16 protein-coding genes are annotated in these 18121 nt (G+C 35.4%); 9 read left to right on the top strand and 7 right to left on the bottom strand.

Features of this window, described 5'->3' with window-relative positions; all coding sequences use genetic code 11:
- From ACN1CN_RS08080 to ACN1CN_RS08050, 7 genes are all read left to right on the top strand, one after another.
- A complete protein-coding gene (locus ACN1CN_RS08080; protein ID WP_419135284.1) occupies positions 1 to 1686 on the top strand; it encodes an MBOAT family O-acyltransferase in 1686 nt (561 codons plus the stop codon).
- A 351-nt stretch (positions 1687 to 2037) separates the two neighbouring features.
- On the top strand, positions 2038 to 3390 hold the full coding sequence (gene ffh / locus ACN1CN_RS08075; RefSeq protein WP_264525244.1) for a signal recognition particle protein: 1353 nt from the start codon (positions 2038 to 2040) through the stop codon (positions 3388 to 3390).
- A 131-nt stretch (positions 3391 to 3521) separates the two neighbouring features.
- Positions 3522 to 4406 (top strand): bifunctional 5,10-methylenetetrahydrofolate dehydrogenase/5,10-methenyltetrahydrofolate cyclohydrolase, encoded by an 885-nt coding sequence (locus ACN1CN_RS08070; protein ID WP_291284980.1) that lies wholly within the window; start codon positions 3522 to 3524, stop codon positions 4404 to 4406.
- Between the two features lie 307 nt (positions 4407 to 4713).
- Complete coding sequence (locus ACN1CN_RS08065; protein ID WP_419135283.1) at positions 4714 to 5337, top strand: hypothetical protein; 624 nt, start codon at positions 4714 to 4716, stop codon at positions 5335 to 5337.
- An 8-nt stretch (positions 5338 to 5345) separates the two neighbouring features.
- Positions 5346 to 5636 carry a winged helix-turn-helix domain-containing protein gene (locus ACN1CN_RS08060; RefSeq protein WP_264525242.1) on the top strand — a complete coding sequence of 97 codons (291 nt, stop codon included), beginning with the start codon at positions 5346 to 5348 and terminating at the stop codon, positions 5634 to 5636.
- Between the two features lie 145 nt (positions 5637 to 5781).
- Positions 5782 to 7167 carry a DUF4153 domain-containing protein gene (locus tag ACN1CN_RS08055; RefSeq protein WP_419135282.1) on the top strand — a complete coding sequence of 462 codons (1386 nt, stop codon included), beginning with the start codon at positions 5782 to 5784 and terminating at the stop codon, positions 7165 to 7167.
- Between the two features lie 193 nt (positions 7168 to 7360).
- Positions 7361 to 8287 (top strand): magnesium transporter CorA family protein, encoded by a 927-nt coding sequence (locus ACN1CN_RS08050; RefSeq protein WP_264525240.1) that lies wholly within the window; start codon positions 7361 to 7363, stop codon positions 8285 to 8287.
- Positions 8288 to 8391: 104 nt separating this feature from the next.
- Here ACN1CN_RS08050 and rluF read toward each other — a convergent pair whose 3' ends face one another.
- The 3 genes from rluF to ACN1CN_RS08035 all read right to left on the bottom strand — a co-directional run bounded on the left by rluF (position 8392) and on the right by ACN1CN_RS08035 (position 10975).
- Positions 8392 to 9204, bottom strand: a complete 813-nt coding sequence (rluF, locus tag ACN1CN_RS08045; RefSeq protein ID WP_419135281.1) for a 23S rRNA pseudouridine(2604) synthase RluF — start codon at positions 9202 to 9204, stop codon at positions 8392 to 8394.
- Positions 9205 to 9471: 267 nt separating this feature from the next.
- The gene (locus tag ACN1CN_RS08040) at positions 9472 to 9816 is read right to left on the bottom strand and encodes an antibiotic biosynthesis monooxygenase family protein (protein WP_395338715.1); all 345 of its coding nucleotides are present in this window, start codon (positions 9814 to 9816) and stop codon (positions 9472 to 9474) included.
- 10 nt (positions 9817 to 9826) lie between these two features.
- Entirely contained in the window at positions 9827 to 10975 is a 1149-nt protein-coding gene (locus ACN1CN_RS08035; protein ID WP_419135280.1) for a cytochrome P450, read from the bottom strand.
- Positions 10976 to 11050: 75 nt separating this feature from the next.
- On the opposite strand from ACN1CN_RS08035, the gene ACN1CN_RS08030 reads away from it, so the two are divergent.
- Positions 11051 to 11731: an ArsR/SmtB family transcription factor gene (locus ACN1CN_RS08030; RefSeq protein ID WP_419135279.1), complete on the top strand. Its 681-nt coding sequence runs from the start codon at positions 11051 to 11053 to the stop codon at positions 11729 to 11731.
- Positions 11732 to 11872: 141 nt separating this feature from the next.
- Here the strand turns inward: ACN1CN_RS08030 and ACN1CN_RS08025 are convergent, their stop codons facing one another.
- From ACN1CN_RS08025 to ACN1CN_RS08015, 3 genes are all read right to left on the bottom strand, one after another.
- Positions 11873 to 12736: an alpha/beta fold hydrolase gene (locus tag ACN1CN_RS08025; protein ID WP_419135278.1), complete on the bottom strand. Its 864-nt coding sequence runs from the start codon at positions 12734 to 12736 to the stop codon at positions 11873 to 11875.
- A gap of 188 nt (positions 12737 to 12924) precedes the next feature.
- Positions 12925 to 13704 (bottom strand): zinc ribbon domain-containing protein, encoded by a 780-nt coding sequence (locus ACN1CN_RS08020; protein WP_173964407.1) that lies wholly within the window; start codon positions 13702 to 13704, stop codon positions 12925 to 12927.
- A 3-nt stretch (positions 13705 to 13707) separates the two neighbouring features.
- The gene (locus ACN1CN_RS08015; RefSeq protein ID WP_419135277.1) at positions 13708 to 14802 is read right to left on the bottom strand and encodes a Nif3-like dinuclear metal center hexameric protein; all 1095 of its coding nucleotides are present in this window, start codon (positions 14800 to 14802) and stop codon (positions 13708 to 13710) included.
- A 105-nt stretch (positions 14803 to 14907) separates the two neighbouring features.
- Between ACN1CN_RS08015 and lpxK the strand changes: the two genes are divergently transcribed.
- Positions 14908 to 15924 carry a tetraacyldisaccharide 4'-kinase gene (gene lpxK / locus ACN1CN_RS08010; RefSeq protein ID WP_419135276.1) on the top strand — a complete coding sequence of 339 codons (1017 nt, stop codon included), beginning with the start codon at positions 14908 to 14910 and terminating at the stop codon, positions 15922 to 15924.
- Positions 15925 to 15944: 20 nt separating this feature from the next.
- Here the strand turns inward: lpxK and ACN1CN_RS08005 are convergent, their stop codons facing one another.
- The gene (locus ACN1CN_RS08005) at positions 15945 to 18113 is read right to left on the bottom strand and encodes an ATP-binding protein (protein ID WP_419135275.1); all 2169 of its coding nucleotides are present in this window, start codon (positions 18111 to 18113) and stop codon (positions 15945 to 15947) included.
- Between the last annotated feature and the right edge of the window lie 8 nt (positions 18114 to 18121).

Genomic DNA, 18121 nt, shown 5'->3' with positions numbered 1-18121 from the left:
TTGATTACAATTGATAGCATAAATAATTGGTTTATTCAGAATTTTGGTGAAGTTACTTTAGAACAGGCCAAAAGTTGGTTTATATACAATCCCGAAGAAAAATTACTGTTTAATACCGGTTTATTCCTCGGACTATTTCTCGTTTTTTATTTTGTGTATGCCTTTTTACGCAAAACATTTTATTTGAGATTAACATACGTTATTCTCTTTTCGCTTTTCTTTTATTACAAGTCAAGCGGGATTTACTTTTTGCTGTTATTGCTTTCGTCCGTTGTTGATTATGGCCTGAGTCAGATTATTTACAGAGAAGCAAAAGACAGTACAAAGAAAATTTATCTGGTGATAAGTGTAATCCTGAATCTGGGATTGTTGGGGTATTTCAAATACATGAACTTCATGATTGTTACTTTCAATGATATGTTTCATGGGAATTACCAACTACATGATATTTTTCTTCCGGTTGGAATCTCCTTTTATACCTTCCAGTCGATGAGTTATATTATTGAAATTTATCGCGAAGAAATCAAGCCAACCAAAAACTACATCGAATACTTGTTCTTCGTTTCGTTTTTCCCGCAGCTGGTGGCCGGGCCAATCGTTAGGGCAAAAGACTTCCTGCCTCAGATTTATCAAAAATTAAACCTGACCAGAGAGGATGTAAACAACGCTTTGTTTTTGATTATTGGCGGATTGATTAAGAAAACCGTAATTTCAAATTACATTTCTATAAACTTCGTCGATCGTGTTTTTGATACACCGATGAATTATACGTCCTTCGAAAATTTAATGGCGTCTTATGGATATGCTATTCAAATTTATTGCGACTTTTCGGGATATTCAGACATGGCAATCGGAATCGCTTTGCTGTTAGGATTCAAACTGCCGGCCAACTTTAGAACACCTTATAAATCGACTTCTATTACTGATTTCTGGAGAAGATGGCATATTTCGTTATCGACCTGGTTGAAAGACTTTTTATATATTTCTATTGGTGGAAACCGCGAAGGAACATTTGCCGGATTTTTATTCCCGAGTTTATTCTTCTTTGGCTTATTGCTTTGGGGGATTTCAAATATAAACGAGAGTTTTATTCCGTTAGGGATAGCGATTGGTGCAATAGTGCTTTTCTGTCTGACATTTTTACTTTCGAAAAAGAAAAACCAAACGCTGGTAACCAATTTTAATTTGTTTACCACCATGCTTTTAGGCGGATTATGGCACGGAGCAGGAGCGCAATTCATTGTTTGGGGAGCCTTACACGGTTTGGCATTAGCGGTTCATAAAATTTTCATGGAGTTCTTCCCTTCCAAAAAAGAAGGCAAAGGTTCCGGGTTTTTGTGGAGATTCTTTTCAATCGTCATTACGTTTCATTTTGTGGTATTCTGTTGGATATTTTTCCGCGCCAGAGATTTTGAAACAGCCTTACAGGTAATCAATAACATTGGTCAGCTAACATTCGAACCAGAGAATTGGCAAACCATCATATTAGGATATAAAAACGTATTTTTATTGATGCTTTTCGGATACGTGTGGCACTTCTTACCGGAAGTGATTACCTCGAAAATGAAATGGGCCTTTGACAATACACCACTGATTGGAAAAGCAATCGTATTAGGATTTGTATATTGGATTGTTTACGCAACAGCAGTTGCCGGTTCACAGCCGTTTATTTATTTCCAGTTTTAGAAAATAGGTTCAAAGGAACTAAGTTACAAAGGCGCAAAGGTTTTATTCTTTGCGCCTTTTTTTGTTCTCGCAGATGAGACAGATTCTTTTTTCTTAGATTAAGTATGAAAAAAAATCAGCTAGATCAGCTAGATCTGCGAGAAAAAATAGTGCGACTCTGCGTCTTTGCGAGCAAAAAAAACATTGCGACTTCGCGTCTCTTTGCAAGAAAAAAATCATAGCGAACTTTGCGTAAAACTTTGCGCTCTTTGCGGTAAAATTAGCCTGCACTTCAAGTTTAAATGTGATTAAATAAAAATTGCCTGAAATGTCTAATTAGATTATCTTTGCACTTCAAATAAAGAAAAAAGTATGTTTGATAATTTAAGCGATAAGTTAGATAAAGCCTTCCATATATTAAAAGGACACGGTAAAATTACAGAAGTAAACGTTGCCGATACTTTAAAAGAAGTTCGTCGTGCCTTACTTGATGCCGATGTTAACTTTAAAATTGCTAAAGATTTTACTACCAAAGTAAAAGAAAAAGCAATTGGTCAGGACGTTTTAACAACACTTCAGCCAGGACAATTATTGGTGAAGTTGGTTAAAGATGAACTTACTGAATTAATGGGTGGTGATGTTGCCGGTGTAAATCTTTCCGGAAATCCTTCAGTTATTTTAATGTCAGGACTTCAGGGTTCGGGAAAAACGACCTTCTCAGGAAAGCTGGCCAATTTCTTAAAAACGAAGAAAAACAAAAAACCACTATTAGTAGCCTGTGATATCTACCGTCCTGCGGCGATCAATCAGTTACATGTTGTGGGAGATCAAATAGGTGTTGAGGTTTACTCAGAGCCGGAAAATAAAAATCCTGTTGAAATTGCTCAAAACGCAATCAAACATGCAAAAGCAAATGGTTTTAATGTCGTGATTGTCGATACGGCAGGTCGTTTGGCAGTAGATCAGGAAATGATGGATGAAATTGCTCGTGTTCATAAAGCAATAGAGCCTCAGGAAACTTTGTTTGTTGTGGATGCCATGACTGGACAAGATGCTGTGAACACAGCCAAAGCCTTCAACGATATACTGAATTTTGATGGAGTTATTTTAACAAAATTAGATGGTGATACACGTGGTGGAGCTGCAATTTCGATTAAATCGGTTGTAAACAAACCAATCAAATTTGTAGGTACAGGTGAGAAGATGGAAGCAATTGATGTTTTCTATCCGGATCGTATGGCCGAGCGTATCTTAGGTATGGGTGATGTTGTGTCGCTTGTAGAAAGAGCGCAGGAACAATTTGATGAAGAAGAAGCCAGAAAACTTCAAAAGAAAATCGCGAAAAACGAATTTGGTTTTGATGATTTCCTTACGCAGATTCAGCAAGTAAAGAAAATGGGTAATATGAAAGATCTGGTTGGAATGATACCGGGTGCTTCAAAAGCCATGAAAGATGTAGAGATTGAAGACGATGCATTTAAACATATTGAGGCAATCATTCACTCGATGACCCCAATAGAAAGAAGCAAACCTTCGATTATCGACGTAAAAAGAAAAGCCAGAATCGCTAAAGGTTCCGGAACCAAAGTCGAGCAGGTAAATCAGTTAATGAAGCAGTTCGACCAAATGAGTAAGATGATGAAGATGATGCAGGGTCCGGGTGGAAAAAATCTGATGAAGATGATGGGCGGAATGAAAGGAATGCCAGGCGGAATGCCGAGATAAAAATAAAAGTTTAAGGTTTAAAGTTTCAAGTGATACACTGGAATTTTAGACCTTAAATTTTTTAATTAAATTGATATAAGAGAAGTTTAGCTTCTCACATTTAACTTAGAACATTTAACTTTAAACACACAATGCAACTACTAGACGGTAAAAAAACAGCTGAAGACATTAAAAACGAAATTGCAGCCGAAGTTCAATCGATAAAAGATGCGGGAGGGAAAGTACCTCACCTGGCAGCGGTAATCGTTGGAACGGATGGAGCAAGTTTAACTTACGTAGGAAGTAAAGTAAGATCTTGCCAGCAAATAGGCTTTGATTCGACTTTGGTGAGTTTACCTGAAACAATTACTGAAGCTGAACTACTGGAAAAAATTAAAGAACTCAATGAAGATGATAACCTCGACGGTTTTATCGTGCAGTTACCTTTACCAAAACACATCAGCGAACAAAAGATTTTAATGGCCATCAATCCCGATAAAGATGTAGATGGTTTTCACCCTGCCAACTTCGGAAAAATGGCTTTAGAAATGGACAGCTTCATTCCTGCGACACCGTTTGGAATCATGCAATTGCTAGAGCGTTACAACATTGAAACAGCAGGTAAACATACCGTTGTTATTGGTAGAAGTCATATCGTTGGCCGTCCAATGAGTCTTTTAATGAGCCGCAAAGGTAATCCGGGAGATTCGACAGTTACACTAACGCACAGTCGAACCCAAAATATCGAAGAATACACCAGAAGTGCCGATATTATTATCACCGCATTAGGAGTTCCAAATTACTTAAAAGCCGATATGGTAAAAGAAGGAGTAGTGATAATCGACGTTGGAATTACAAGAGTAGAGGACGCTTCAAGTCCAAAAGGATATGTTATTACCGGTGATGTTGATTTTGATGGAGTAAGTAAAAAAGCATCATATATTACACCTGTTCCTGGTGGAGTAGGGCCAATGACAATCGCAATGTTGCTTAAAAATACACTTTTAGCAAGAAAGATGCGTAGTACAGAAAAATAAGAAATAGAAAAAATCCCAAACTTCAAATTCCAAATTCCAAAACTCAGATTGGGATTTGGAATTTTTCTTTTAGAAGAAATAATCTGCGCTAATCCGCGTTTTTGCAAAGCAAATCTGTTTCATCCGCGGGTAATACATAAGCCTTATTATTTCATCAGGAATACATAAAGACATAGAAAAAAAATCTAACGTCCAGTTGGAATTTGGGTTTTGCGATTTGGAATTTCTCCTTTAAATAAAATTTATTGAAAAATTTTCTTGTCAATTCAAATTATTATATAACTTTGTATCTCAAAGTACTTTATTTATGAATCAGAAGCACCAAGAAGATTTAGCACATATCCGTTCCATGATGGAGCGCTCTTCAAGATTTATATCGTTAAGCGGACTCTCAGGGGTATTTGCGGGACTTTCTGCTTTGATTGGTGGATTGTATGTATATCAATTATTTAAAGCAAAGAACCTCGAGTATTTTGGCGGAGGGTATGAACAAAACTATTCCTATTCTGCTGACCTGGTTTCAGAGCTGGTTTCTATTGGTTTGATTATTTTAGTTGTTGCATTTTCTTTCGGGCTACTTTTTACGGTTAGAAAAAGCCGAAAGTATGATTTGCCTATTTGGACTTCGGCAACCAAAAAGATGCTTTTTAACCTGGCAGTTCCATTATTGGCGGGCGGTATATTTTGTCTGGCGTTAATTTATCATCAGATTTATGGCTTAATTGCACCGGCTACTTTAATTTTTTACGGACTGGCTTTGATAAATGCTGAAAAATATACTTTTTCGGATATTAAATATCTGGGTTTCTGTGAGTTGTTTTTAGGATTTGTTTCTCTATTTTTTATTGGATATGGTTTGCTTTTTTGGATCATTGGATTTGGTATTTTGCATATCTTGTACGGATTAATAATGTTCAAAAAGTATAAATAATCCAGTTCATGGGAATTATTGATAAACTAAATAAAGATTTTGAAAGCCGTGTCAGATTGGGGATAATGTCCATACTGATGGTGAACGAATGGGTGGATTTTACGGAGATGAAAAGCCTCCTGAACATCACCGATGGAAATTTGGCAAGTCATTCCTCAGCGCTTGAGAAAGCAGAATATATTGAAGTGAAAAAAGAATTTGTGGGCAAAAAGCCTAAAACGTCCTATCAGGTAACTCCCAGAGGGCGTGCGGCTTTCAAAGAGCATCTTTCTTATCTTGAAAAATTGATGAAATCGTAATAACGCTATTTTTTTATCCAAATACTTTGAAATACAAAGTACTTTTTAATTTGAAATGATAAAATCGCCTTAAAAAAAAACTAAAACAAAATCAATAAAGAACGGGCGATAACCTATTGAATACTATTAACTTAATGCAAAACTTATGAAAAAACATCAAATTATCCCAGCCTGCAGTTTAATTTTTATACTGCTTTTTTACAATGAAGCAATGGGCGTTAACCTCGCTATTTTTGGATTATTATTCATCGGACTGATCTGTTATTTTTTTCAGGACAGGTTTACCGAAAGATCACATTTGATTCTGGTAGTAACGTCGGTCTTATCCTGTCTGGCTTTTGCCTGGTACGGAGATTTTCCGTCATTTTTGGCACTTTCAATGTCTATTTTGTTTTTGCATTTCAGAACGCAAGATCCGGAACTTAAAATAATTCAGATCTTTCCACTTGTGTTTTTAAATGCGTTTGCCACTTTAGGACGTGTTTTTATGTTCAGCCAATGGCTTCCGGAACAAAAAATCCACAATAATTTCGCGAAGAAACTAGTGGCTTATGTTGTTATTCCCTTGATTTTTCTTGCCGTATTCTTTACTGCTTATTCTTTTGGGAGCGAGCATTTTTCATCCCTGCTAACGGATTATACTTTAGATATTAATCTTTTTGAGCTCATCGTGTTAGGAGTTTTAGGATTTTACATTTCATTTAGTTTTTGGAATTATTGGGTTCCCGAAGTATGTTATGAAAAGAATGAACTTTTAGATAATGAATTTAACAACATCAACGAAATCAAAAATCAGCAGACATTTTCGTTTCTGGATTTAGACTTTGAAAGAAAAAGTGGTGAGATTACATTAGTCCTGTTAAATTTCATGCTGCTGGTTTTTATCATTACCTACAATTACGAGCAATTTTTTGAAACCGTTGAAGCTTCTAAGCTCAGCTCAGCGACTCACGAAAGAGTAAATGCCGTAATCTTTTCGACTATCATGGCGGTTGGCGTGATACTGTTCTACTTTAAAGGAGGTTTTAATTTTGATAAAAAAGCAGCTCCTCTTAAAAAGCTGGCTAAAATATGGATTGCTTTAAACGGTGTTTTGATTGTCAGTACCATTATTAAAAACTCAGAGTATGTTTCATTCTTCGGGTTGACTTATAAAAGATTGGGGGTTTATGCTTTTCTGATCCTGGCGGTAATGGGTTTGATCTTTACATTTTTAAAAATCAGCCGACAAAAAACAAATGCCTATCTCTTCAATCAAATGGTTTGGTGCTTTTATGGAACCATATTGTTGTGCAGTTTTGTGAATTGGGGAAATCTAATTACAAACTATAATATCTCGGTAAATAAAGGAATCGAGCCAAGGTTTTTAAGGAGTTTGCACTTTAATGATGAGAGCCGAAATGCTTACTTTTCAACCCTAAATATTGGTGGTGAAGGACAAGGTTATCTGGAAGAGAATCGTGTAGAAGACCATAAGAATGATCCTTTTCTGTCGAAAGCACTCTATTATGAGTTTGTGAATACTAAATAGTTTCTAAAACCGTCTTAATTATGGTATTAAGACGGTTTTTTAATGTCCAATTGTTTTTGGTTATAAAAATAAAGAATACTTTTGCAGCACTTAAAAAAAACTTCTCCAATGGACGATTATGATTCGTTAGTATTTAATTAAAGTAGCTTTTGAAATTTTTCAAATTGCTACCATAACCCCCTGCAATTTTGAAATGAAAGCCTTTTACAAAAACAACAACGGATTAATCGAGACTAAAGAATGGACTCCAAACTGCTGGATCAGTATTGAATCTCCGTCAGAAACTGAAAAAAAGTATTTACTGGACGAACTTCAAATTCCCGAAGCCTTTTATAATGATATCGAAGATATTGACGAAAGACCTCGTTTGGAGTCTGAAGACGGCTGGAATTTGTTTATCATGCGTGTACCCATAAAAAGCAACGACGTGAAACTTCCTTTTCAGACTGTTCCCATGGGGCTGATTTTTAAAGAAGATATTTGTGTGACCATCAGCTTTTATGAGACACAAATTATCTCCGATTTTGTACAATACAGCAAAAGAAAAAATATACTGATAAAAGACAACTTCGATTTAGTTTTAAGACTGTTATTGTCGTCAAGTGTCTGGTATTTGAAATATCTGAAGCAAATCAATCAAAAGATAAAACTAGCGGAGGATAATCTGGAGAAATCAATTAAAAATGAGGAATTACAAGCGCTTTTACAAATCGAAAAGTGTTTGGTGTTTTTTATTACCTCCTTAAAAGGGAATGATGTTTTGTTTCATCGAATTAAAAATCTAAAAGCACACCGGGAGCATTTTGATCCTGATTTGCTGGAAGACGTAGATATCGAGTTAAGTCAGGCACAGGATACCGCCAATATTTACAGTAATATTTTGACGGGAATGATGGATGCTTATGCTTCGGTAATTTCGAATAACATGAATAATATTATGAAGCAAATGACTTCGATATCTATTATTCTGATGATTCCTACTCTGATCGCCAGTTTGTATGGAATGAACGTACCAAATGGCATGGAAGAAAGCAAATTCGGTTTTTGGATTCTGCTTTTTGTATCTGTTATTTTGTCTTCCTGTGGGGCATTTCTATTTAAAAGAAGAAGATGGTTTTGATACTGTATTTGCTATAAAACATATAGCAACATCGTTTTTGATATAAAAAATACAAAAAAAGAAAAATCCCATTAGTTTATAACCAATGGGATTTTTTTATCTGTTTAGTAATCTCCTTTTTTCTTAAATCGGGGATCGTGTTTAGAGATGAATTCTGTTCTTCGTCTCGGAGCTTCTTCCTTTGGCAAACTTGCTTCCTCTGTTTTACTCGATGGTTCAATTAAGCGGTTTAATTCTTTAATTTCGCCATCAGTCAAATCGCGGTAACGTCCCACGGGAATATCCAGTGAAATATTGATAATTCGGATACGTTTTAAAGCCGTTACATCATATCCCAAATATTCACACATCCTACGAATCTGACGGTTCAGACCTTGTGTCAGAATAATTTTGAAAGTGTATTTGCTGATTTGTTCTACTTTACATTTTCGGGTAACCGTATCTAAAATCGGAACACCATTTCCCATTCGCTGAATAAAACGGTCTGTAATAGGTTTGTTAACCGTTACCGTATATTCTTTTTCGTGGTTGTTTCTGGCACGCAGAATTTTATTGACAATATCACCGTCATTCGTCATAAAAATCAATCCTTCACTCGCTTTGTCCAGACGTCCAATTGGGAAAATACGTTTCGGGTAATTAATATAATCTACAATATTATTTCGAACCTCGAGATTGGTGGTACATTCAATTCCAACAGGTTTGTTGAACGCCAAATACACCATTTTTTCGTGTTTTTCTACAATAAGCTTTCCATCAATACGTACTTCGTCATCCGGCGAAACTTTTGTTCCCATTTCCGGTACGGCACCATTTATTGTTACGCGCCCTTCTTCAATAAGTTTATCGGCTTCACGACGAGAACAATACCCAGTTTCTCCTATAAATTTATTCAGACGTTTTAAATTCTCTTCCATACTGCAAAAGTAGTCAAAATTTAGACTTCTTAGAATTTTAGATTTCAGACTTTAGATTGTTGGATTGTGAATTTTACACAATCTTGTTTTTTGAGGCCCGAAATCTTCACAAACGTTTTATAGAACACGGATGATACGGATTCGCTTCGCAAAGACGCGGATTATAAATTTATTATTCTAAAAATTGTCAAGAATGCGTTACTTTATCTGTAAGATAATGTCTTTAAAAAAAACTTTGTACCTCTGAGCCTTTGCCACTTTGAACCTCTATTCATGATATGACGAACTATCCGAAGGAGTTTCTTTACGGTCAAACATTCCGTAATCGCGAACTACTGAGGCAATTCTTAAGTGATAGTCTTTAAAAACCTCGTTTCGTCCCTTTGCCTGTGCATGACGATGCATTTCGAGATTTCGCCATTGCTGAATACTTTCTTCATCTCTCCAGAAAGACAGCGACAAAACTTTGTCAGGATCGCTAAAACTCTGAAAACGTTCTATCGAAATAAATCCATCGATATGGTCTAATTCTGGTCGCAAGCTTGCAGCGATGTTTAGATATTCTTCTTTTTTTCCTTCGTTAGGGATTACTTCAAAAATTACAGCTATCATATTTTGTTTTTTATTTTATCGAAATCCAGATATGTTTTGGTAATCTGGCATTAATCAAGGGTTCGTATTTTATATTATTTTCTAAAAGTGTGATTGTTTTATATTCATGAAATAGAAACCATAAAACTTCAGTAGCCAAATTAATTGAAAAATGTTTTGCAAGACACATATGTCCACCAATTCCAAAAGTTAGATTTTCGTCATTATTGCTTCTCTCAAAATCAAAAATAAGAGGATTTTTAAACTTTTCAGAATCACGATTTGCCGAAGCAAGTACAATTAATATCGGGTCATTTTTTTTAATTAGGCTTTCGCCGATAGTAATATCTCCATTTGCAATTCGTCTTGTATTATGAATGGGCGGATCAAATCGTAACGTTTCTATAACTGATTTTTGTATTTCGCCTTTATCTGAAAAACTTTTGTTAGCAAGAATTTGTAATAATGAATTACTCAAAATTCCTCGTCCGGCGTCATAACTCTGAATAAAAAATCCGATCAAATTACTAATCGCTATTTTTTTTATTTCGTCAAGCGAAAGAGTTTCTGATTCTAATAATTTATTGAATAAAGATTCATAGAAATCGAATGATAAATGTTTTTCGGCGATAGAAAATATGGTTTCAGAAATTTCATTGATCCATTTTACTTGTTCTTCACTTTTAGTCGGAAGCATTATTTTGACTAAAGCTTCGATATTATCTAATATAAAAGCAGAATCATTTTCCTTAAAACCAAAACTTTTCAAAATAACCAAAAGTGGTAATTTTTTACAAACCGAATTTACCCAATCAATTTTGTTTTCGATTACATCATCTTTTATTAATTGGGAAAGTAATGCCGTGATGTGGACCGGTTTTAGGTTTGAAAATAGTAAAGTGGCAATTTCGCGATTTATAGTATGTTCAATTCCATTTGATAATCTTGTTAAGTTAGTCAGAATATCTAATGCGTGTTTATTTAATTTTTGTTCGTTGTTTAAATTGATAACCGGAATTAAAGCTTTTGGATTTTTTAGGATTTCAATACAATGTCTGTGTGAGTAAATTGCCCAGATTTTATTGTCTTTGTCCCAATGTATGGGGTTTTGAGCCAACATCAATTTATAGATTGAATAAGGATCTTGCACATCGGACTGAAGGAATAAAGTAGCGGTCATGTAGATTGTTTTTAGCAAAGTTATTTAACTTTACAAAAGGATACTTCATTCTGTATTTAACTATGAAAACCTAAAATGGAAGATCAATTTATAAAAGCGGCAGGATTAATTGGTGATGCTACGCGCGCAGCTATTATGTGGGCATTGCTAGACGGAAGGGCTTTTACTGCCACAGAACTTTCAGTTGCTGTAAATACATCGCCGCAAAATATGAGTATGCATTTGGGCAAACTTCTTGAAGCAAATTTATTGGCTGTCGAAAAACAAGGTCGGCATAAATACTACAGGTTTTCTAGTAAAGAAGTTGCTTATGTCGTTGAAGCAATGGCAAACCTAATTCCGAAGCCGGAGATTTCATCAAAAAAGAAAACTGAAAATTATCCTCCAATAAAATATTGCCGAACTTGTTATGATCACTTGGCGGGTAAAATAGGAGTGGCTTTAGCCGATAGTTTAGTCGAACAAAAAATAATAATCGAAAATAATAACACTTTCGAAATTAGTCCTGAAGGAGAAAAATGGTTTTCAGATTTCGGAATTAATTTAGAAGAAGCCCAAAAGCAAAAACGAATATTCTTAAAACCGTGTCTCGACTGGAGCGAAAGACGAAATCATATCGCAGGATCAGTAGGAACCTTGTTGTTGAATAAAATGCTGGAGCAAGACTGGATCAGAAGAACGAAAGATTCAAGAGCAGTTATAATAACAGGAAAAGGTGAAAAAGAATTGTTGAAGAATTTTAAAATTGTTGTTTAAATGCAATCTTGTCATCTCGACCGAAGGGGGAGATCACACACGAAACTCGACATAGATTGGGTTTTCGTTACGGAATTACTAACGAATATTTCTCCTTTATCGTAATTCAAAAGCAAAAAAAAAACTTAGTGCCTCAGCACCTTAGCGTCTTTCCTCAGCAGTAAACAAAAAATCAATAACCTTCTGATACAACTCGTCGTCATGCATTCCGTGGCCGAGGCCTTTCGTTTCAATAAATTGACTGTTTTTCCAATTGCTGGCAATTTTTTTTCCTTCTTCAAAAGCAACAATCTTATCCGAGGTATCGTGTGCTATTAAACCTGAAACATTAAATTGGGAGGCAAAGCGTTGTCCAGAAAAATCTTCGAGTTTGAAATTGAAGCGATTCATGAATTTGCCTTCTAAAAGTGTAAACATTTTGGTGTTTAAACTCAACATTGAGATATAATTGTCGATCAGTGTTTTTAAGTCGGATGGAGCGCCAAGAATAACCATTTTGTTGATACTGGTGTTGGGAAACAAGTATTGATGATAAACACAGGCAGCACCTCCTATAGAATGGCCGATAATAATGGTGGGCTGGTATTTTTCTACCGCCTTATTGATAAATTCGGCATAGAGCGGAACGTTAAATTCTTTACCGCTGCTTTGTCCGTGTGCGGGAGCGTCAATCGCAATAATGGTGCTTCCTGATTTTTGAAGATGTGGCAGCGTTTTTTTCCAGCGGGAAGCATTACTTTCCCAGCCGTGAACAAGCAATATTTTAGTTTCGTTACCTTTCCAGATGTAGGTTTGAAAATGATGCTCGTTATGATGAAACGTTTCTGTTTCGGTATTTCTTAATACTTTGGGAAGGCTGTCTTTCTGGAGTCTTCCAATTCTGGGCTGACTGAAAAGTGCATAAGAAAGCTCAACGGCTTTTTGTGGGCGAACGTAACTTAAAAAGTTAATGTAAGATCCGACCGATTTTAATGTAATGAAACGTATTCCTTTTTTAATTCCCAAAACGTAATTTTTTTTCTAAAGGTAAAAAATATGATTCTAAATTGGGTGAAAAATGTTTTGCCACAGATTAAAGTGATTTATAACGGATTTTATTTCACCCTTTAGGGTTTTCCATCTGTGTTAATCTTTTTAATCTGTGGCAAAAATAAATGCAAAAAAAAAAGTCCCGATTGGATCGGGACTTGTATTTAGAATTTAGAGAACAATTGTTCCATTTTTTCTTTTTCTTCTTCAGCTAATGCGCTGTCAACTAAAATTCTTCCAGAGTGCTCATCAGTAATGATTTTCTTTCTTGAAGCAATTTCTACCTGAGTTTGTGGTGGAATTGTAAAGAATGATCCTGCTGAAGCTCCTCTTTCGATAGATACAACTGCCAAACCGTTACGAACACTACTTCTGATTCTTACATAAGCAGCTAATAATCTTTCTTCAATTTGACCTGAATACTCAGCAGATTTCTCTGTTAAGAAGATTTCTTCTTTTTGAGTTTCAGACATAATTGCATCCAGTTCTGATTTTTTATGTTTTAAATGAGAACTTTTTGCGTCAAGTTTTTCTTTTAAATTAGAAATAACTTCTTTTTTATGTTCGATAGAAGCCTTCATTTCTTTGATTTGCTTTTCAGCCAATTGAATTTCTAATTCCTGAAATTCAACCTCTTTAGTCAAAGAATTAAATTCTCTGTTATTACGAACTGATTCTTGTTGTTTTGTGTATTTTTTGATAACCTCTTTGTGCTCGTCAATAGCGTTTTTCTTTGCTTTGATAAGATCCTCAATCACTTCAAGTTCACTTTTCAGTTTCTCTGAACGCGTGCTTAAACCTGCAACTTCATCCTCTAAATCCTCTACTTCTAAAGGAAGTTCTCCTCTTACGTTTCTGATTTCGTCAATTCGGGAGTCAATAAGCTGTAAATCGTATATTGCTCTTAACTTGTCCTCAACACTTAATTCTTTCGTATTCGCCATATTCTATAAGTACTTAACTGGATTTGTATTTTCTTCTGATAAAATGATTGCAAAATTAAGGATTTTTTTTCGAAGATAATCAACAATATAGTTTTTTGTATACCGTTCGCTCTCAAAATGACCAATATCGGCTAAAAGAAGTCGGTTTTCTGCTTCATAAAACTGATGGTATTTTAAATCGGCAGTTAAAAAAGCATCGGCTCCACTCTGAATGGCATTTTTTATGGCAAAACTTCCCGAACCCCCAAGAACAGCTACTTTTTTGATTTTTTTGTCCAGAAAAGCCGAGTGGCGTATTCCGTCGGCAATCATTTTGTCTTTTACAAAAAGCAGAAAGTCTTTTTCATCCATTTCGGTCTCAAATTCGCCAATCATTCCGAGGCCAATATTCTGATGCGCGTTTTGGATGTTATAAATTTCATAGGCAACTTCTTCGTAGATATGGTTAGAAAAAAGTGCTTTCAGAATTTTGGATTGCAAATGTTTTTCAAAAACAACTTCAATTTTTATTTCCGTTCCGGTATGTAATTTTCCTTTTTCTCCAATGACCGGATTACTGTTTTCATTTCCCTGAAACGTAAAAAAACCTTCTGTATTAAAACTGCAATTGTCATAATTTCCAATGGTTCCGGCACCGGCTTCAAACATGGCATTTCTCACTTTTTCGGAATTGTCGACAGTGGTATAAGTAACTAATTTTTGAATAAAATTTTGTTTCGGAACCAAAACCTTTGTGTTGGTTAAGCCTAATGCATCACAGAATATTTTATTAACCCCTTGCGAATGGTTGTCTAGGGCGGTGTGTACAGCATAAATAGCGATGTCGTTTTTGATGGCTTTCAAAATGGCGCGCTCCACATAGTTTTTACCGGTTATTTTTTTGATTCCGGAGAATAAAATAGGGTGAAAGCAAACCACCAGATTGCAATTTTTAGCCATTGCTTCCTCAATAACCTGTTCTAAGGCATCATGGCAAACCAAAACTCCTGTACTTTCGGTTTCGGTATTACCCACTAAGAGTCCTACATTGTCAAAATCTTCGGCATACCCCAAAGGAGCCATTTCTTCAAGGACCGCTATTATATCTTTGATTTTCATTTTCTAGTTTTGTTTTGGGTTTCAAGTTCCAAGTTTCAGGTTTCAAGTTCCAGGTTATGGCGGAAACTTGAAACAAATTAACGAAAAATATTATACTTTCGTAAAATGAATGTACTTAGAAAAATACTTTTCCCCTTTGCCATTTTATACGGATTCATTACTGCCGTAAGGAATTTTCTTTTTGACAAAGGAATTTTGAAATCTGTTTCATTTGATATTCCGGTGATTGCCGTTGGAAATCTTAGTGTTGGTGGAACGGGTAAAACTCCTCAAATCGAATATCTTATCCGACTATTGTCGGATCGTTATAAAGTGGCGGCGCTAAGCCGTGGTTACAAACGAAAATCAGAAGGTTATGTATTGGCCAGTGAGAGTTCTAATGCCGAAATTTTAGGCGACGAACCTTTTCAGTTTTATCAAAAATTCCCAAATATTCAGGTAGCTGTTGATGCCAACAGAAGAAACGGAATCACACAATTGCTTTCGCAAACAGAAAAACCGCAGGTAATTTTGTTGGACGACGCTTACCAACACCGAAAAGTAAAAGCGGGATTTTATATTTTGCTAAGTTCTTATGACGATTTGTATGCCGATGATTTTATGCTGCCAACCGGAAATCTAAGAGAGAGCAGAAGCGGCGCAAGCAGAGCCGATATTGTCATCATAACAAAATGCCCGAAAGAGCTATCGGAGCAGAAACAGGAAGAAATCAGACTGAAGTTAAAGCTCAGCTGCTCGCAACAGCTCTATTTTACTTTTATTGATTATGATGATTTTATTTATAGTAAAGACGAGAAAATTGCAGTACACGATATCCAATCAGAATCAAAATTGCTTTTGGCCGGAATTGCAAAGCCGACTCCGTTTTTTGATTATTTAAAAAATGAAAAAGACGAATGCCTGACTTTTCCCGATCACCATCATTTCTCAGATGCCGATTTAGAAACCATTCAGCATAAAGCGCAGGGGAGAAAAATTATTACGACCGAGAAAGATTATGTGCGTTTAAAAGATTCGAAATTGGCTTCAAACCTGTATTACCTTCCTATAAAAAGTACGTTTATCAACCACCAGCAAAATTTCGATACTACCGTTCTGGAGTATGTAAAAGCAGGCTTGTAATCTCAGGAAAGTAGCGCTAGTTAGAAAAACTTGGCTATAATGCTGTAAAATTCGTCCGGAACAAATGGTTTTGTAATCACATCGTTCATGCCGTAAGACAGCAGCATGTCTCTGTTTTCGTCAAGCGAAATAGCGGTAAGCGCTATAATCGGAGTCGTTTTGTCAAACTCTCTGATTAATTTTGTAGCTGTAGTTCCGTTGATTCCAGGTAAGTGAACATCCATTAGAATCATATCAAAACGTTTTACTTTTAAAAGCTCAACAGCATCTTCACCATTGTCGATAATTTCGCAGGAAATGTTTTTGTTCTCCAGCATTTTTCGGGTAATCATCTGATTGATTTTGTTGTCTTCAATCAACAGAATCGCCTTGTTTTCTAATTGCGTATCGTTATATGGTTTTATTTCTTCAATAGTTTTCAATTGCTCTTTGTTAATCTTAAAATTTAATTTGAATGTAAAAGTCGAACCTTTACCCACTTCACTTTTTAGTTTGATTTCTCCGCCCAAAAGTTCAATTAGTTTTTTGACAATGGTAAGTCCGAGGCCGGTTCCGCCGTATTTTCTGTTTACTTCTATGGATCCTTGCGAAAAGCTTTCAAAAACAGTTTGAAGCTTGTCTTCGGGGATACCAATTCCGGTGTCAACAATCTCAAAATAAACAATTGCATTGTCGCCTTCCAGTTCGAATAACTTTGCAATGACACTCACATGTCCGTTTTGAGTGAATTTTAAAGCATTGTTGATTAAGTTCAAAATGATCTGAGACAGTTTGGTCGGGTCTCCAATTAAATTATCGGGGATGCTTTCGTCTATTTCAAGGTTAAAGTAGTTTTTGTTGGCCGTTGCTAACTCCTTTAAAGAACTCTGAATATTGAAAAGTAACTCTTTAAGATTGAAGCTGATGTTTTCTATTTCAACTTTTGTAGAATCGATTTTATTAATTTCGAGGATTTCATTGATAAAAGTGGTCAGGTAGTTTCCTGAAAATTTTAAAGATTCTAAATATTTTAATTGTGTTTTTTTAGGATTGTCTTCGAGTAACAAATGGGTAATTCCATTAATGGCGTTTAATGGCGTCCGCAATTCGTGACTTACCGTTGATAAAAATTCAGATCTGGCTTTTGATGCTTTTTCCGCTTTGTTTTTGGCCAGTATGAGTTCTTTGTTTTTTTCTCTCAGGAGTAAGTTATTCTGATTTCTAATAATGTTGTTTTTGTACAAAGCCAGACTCAAAAGGGACAAAATCGAAATAAGGGCAATCGCTAAAATACTCACCAGTTTAGAATAACGATAGGTTTTTAACTGGATTTTTTCTTCGCTTTCCTTTTTAATACTGTCTTTTAAGGATTCGTTCTTTTTGAATTTTTCAAATTCATTTCGATCCGTTTTGTTGTTTTTTAATTTTAAGATGTAATTCTCTAATTGATAATGTTCCTCCAGATAGGAGTAGGCAAGGTCAAAATTTTTATTTTGTCTGTAGTACTGACTGATCGCTAAGACGATTTTTGATTTTTGAGCCAGGTTATTGGTTTTGGCATTATAGCTTAAAGCATTGTTGAAATAAACAATAGCCGAATCATTTCGTTTGAGTTGTGTTTCAATTAAACCAAGTTGATAATAGGAATCGATTTTGGCTTTTAGGTTTGCCGGAAGGTCCGTTTCCTGTGTTATTTTGCGAAAAGTTTGGGCTGCTAAGGGCAGATTTTTGTTGTTTTTTAAGGCTGTCGCTTTCTGATAGCTCAGCACTTCGGCCGGATCTGAAATCTTTAATTGGTTTAAAAGCTCTTCGGTTTTTTTATAATAGATTTCCCCTGCCTGGTAATTGCCTTTTGCCGTATTTGTCAAGCCAATATAATGCAAAGCCAGAGCCTTGGTACAGGTTGGTTTTATATTTTGAAATAGAAAAACACTTCTATGAAAGTTTTTCAGAGCTTCTTGGTAATTTTTTTGGCTGTAATAAATCTTTCCAAGCTTAAAAGTCTGATTGGCGAGGTTTTCGGCTTTATCGTTTGTTTCGCAAAAGTCAATGGACTTTTTGGTGTAAAAGATAGCCTTATCGTAGTTTTTATTGCTGAGACTGGCGTCTGTTAATTTGTTGTAATAGAAGACACTGTCTGTACTCTTTTTAGCCTGAGAGTACAAAAACGAATTTAATAGACAAACAACAATAAAAAGATAGTGTTTCATGTATGGCT

This window comes from Flavobacterium sp. T12S277 (assembly GCF_048514875.1).
GTDB lineage: Bacteria > Bacteroidota > Bacteroidia > Flavobacteriales > Flavobacteriaceae > Flavobacterium.
The sequence above is the reverse complement of the archived record's forward strand: the minus strand, read 5'-3'. Positions and strand labels throughout refer to the sequence as shown.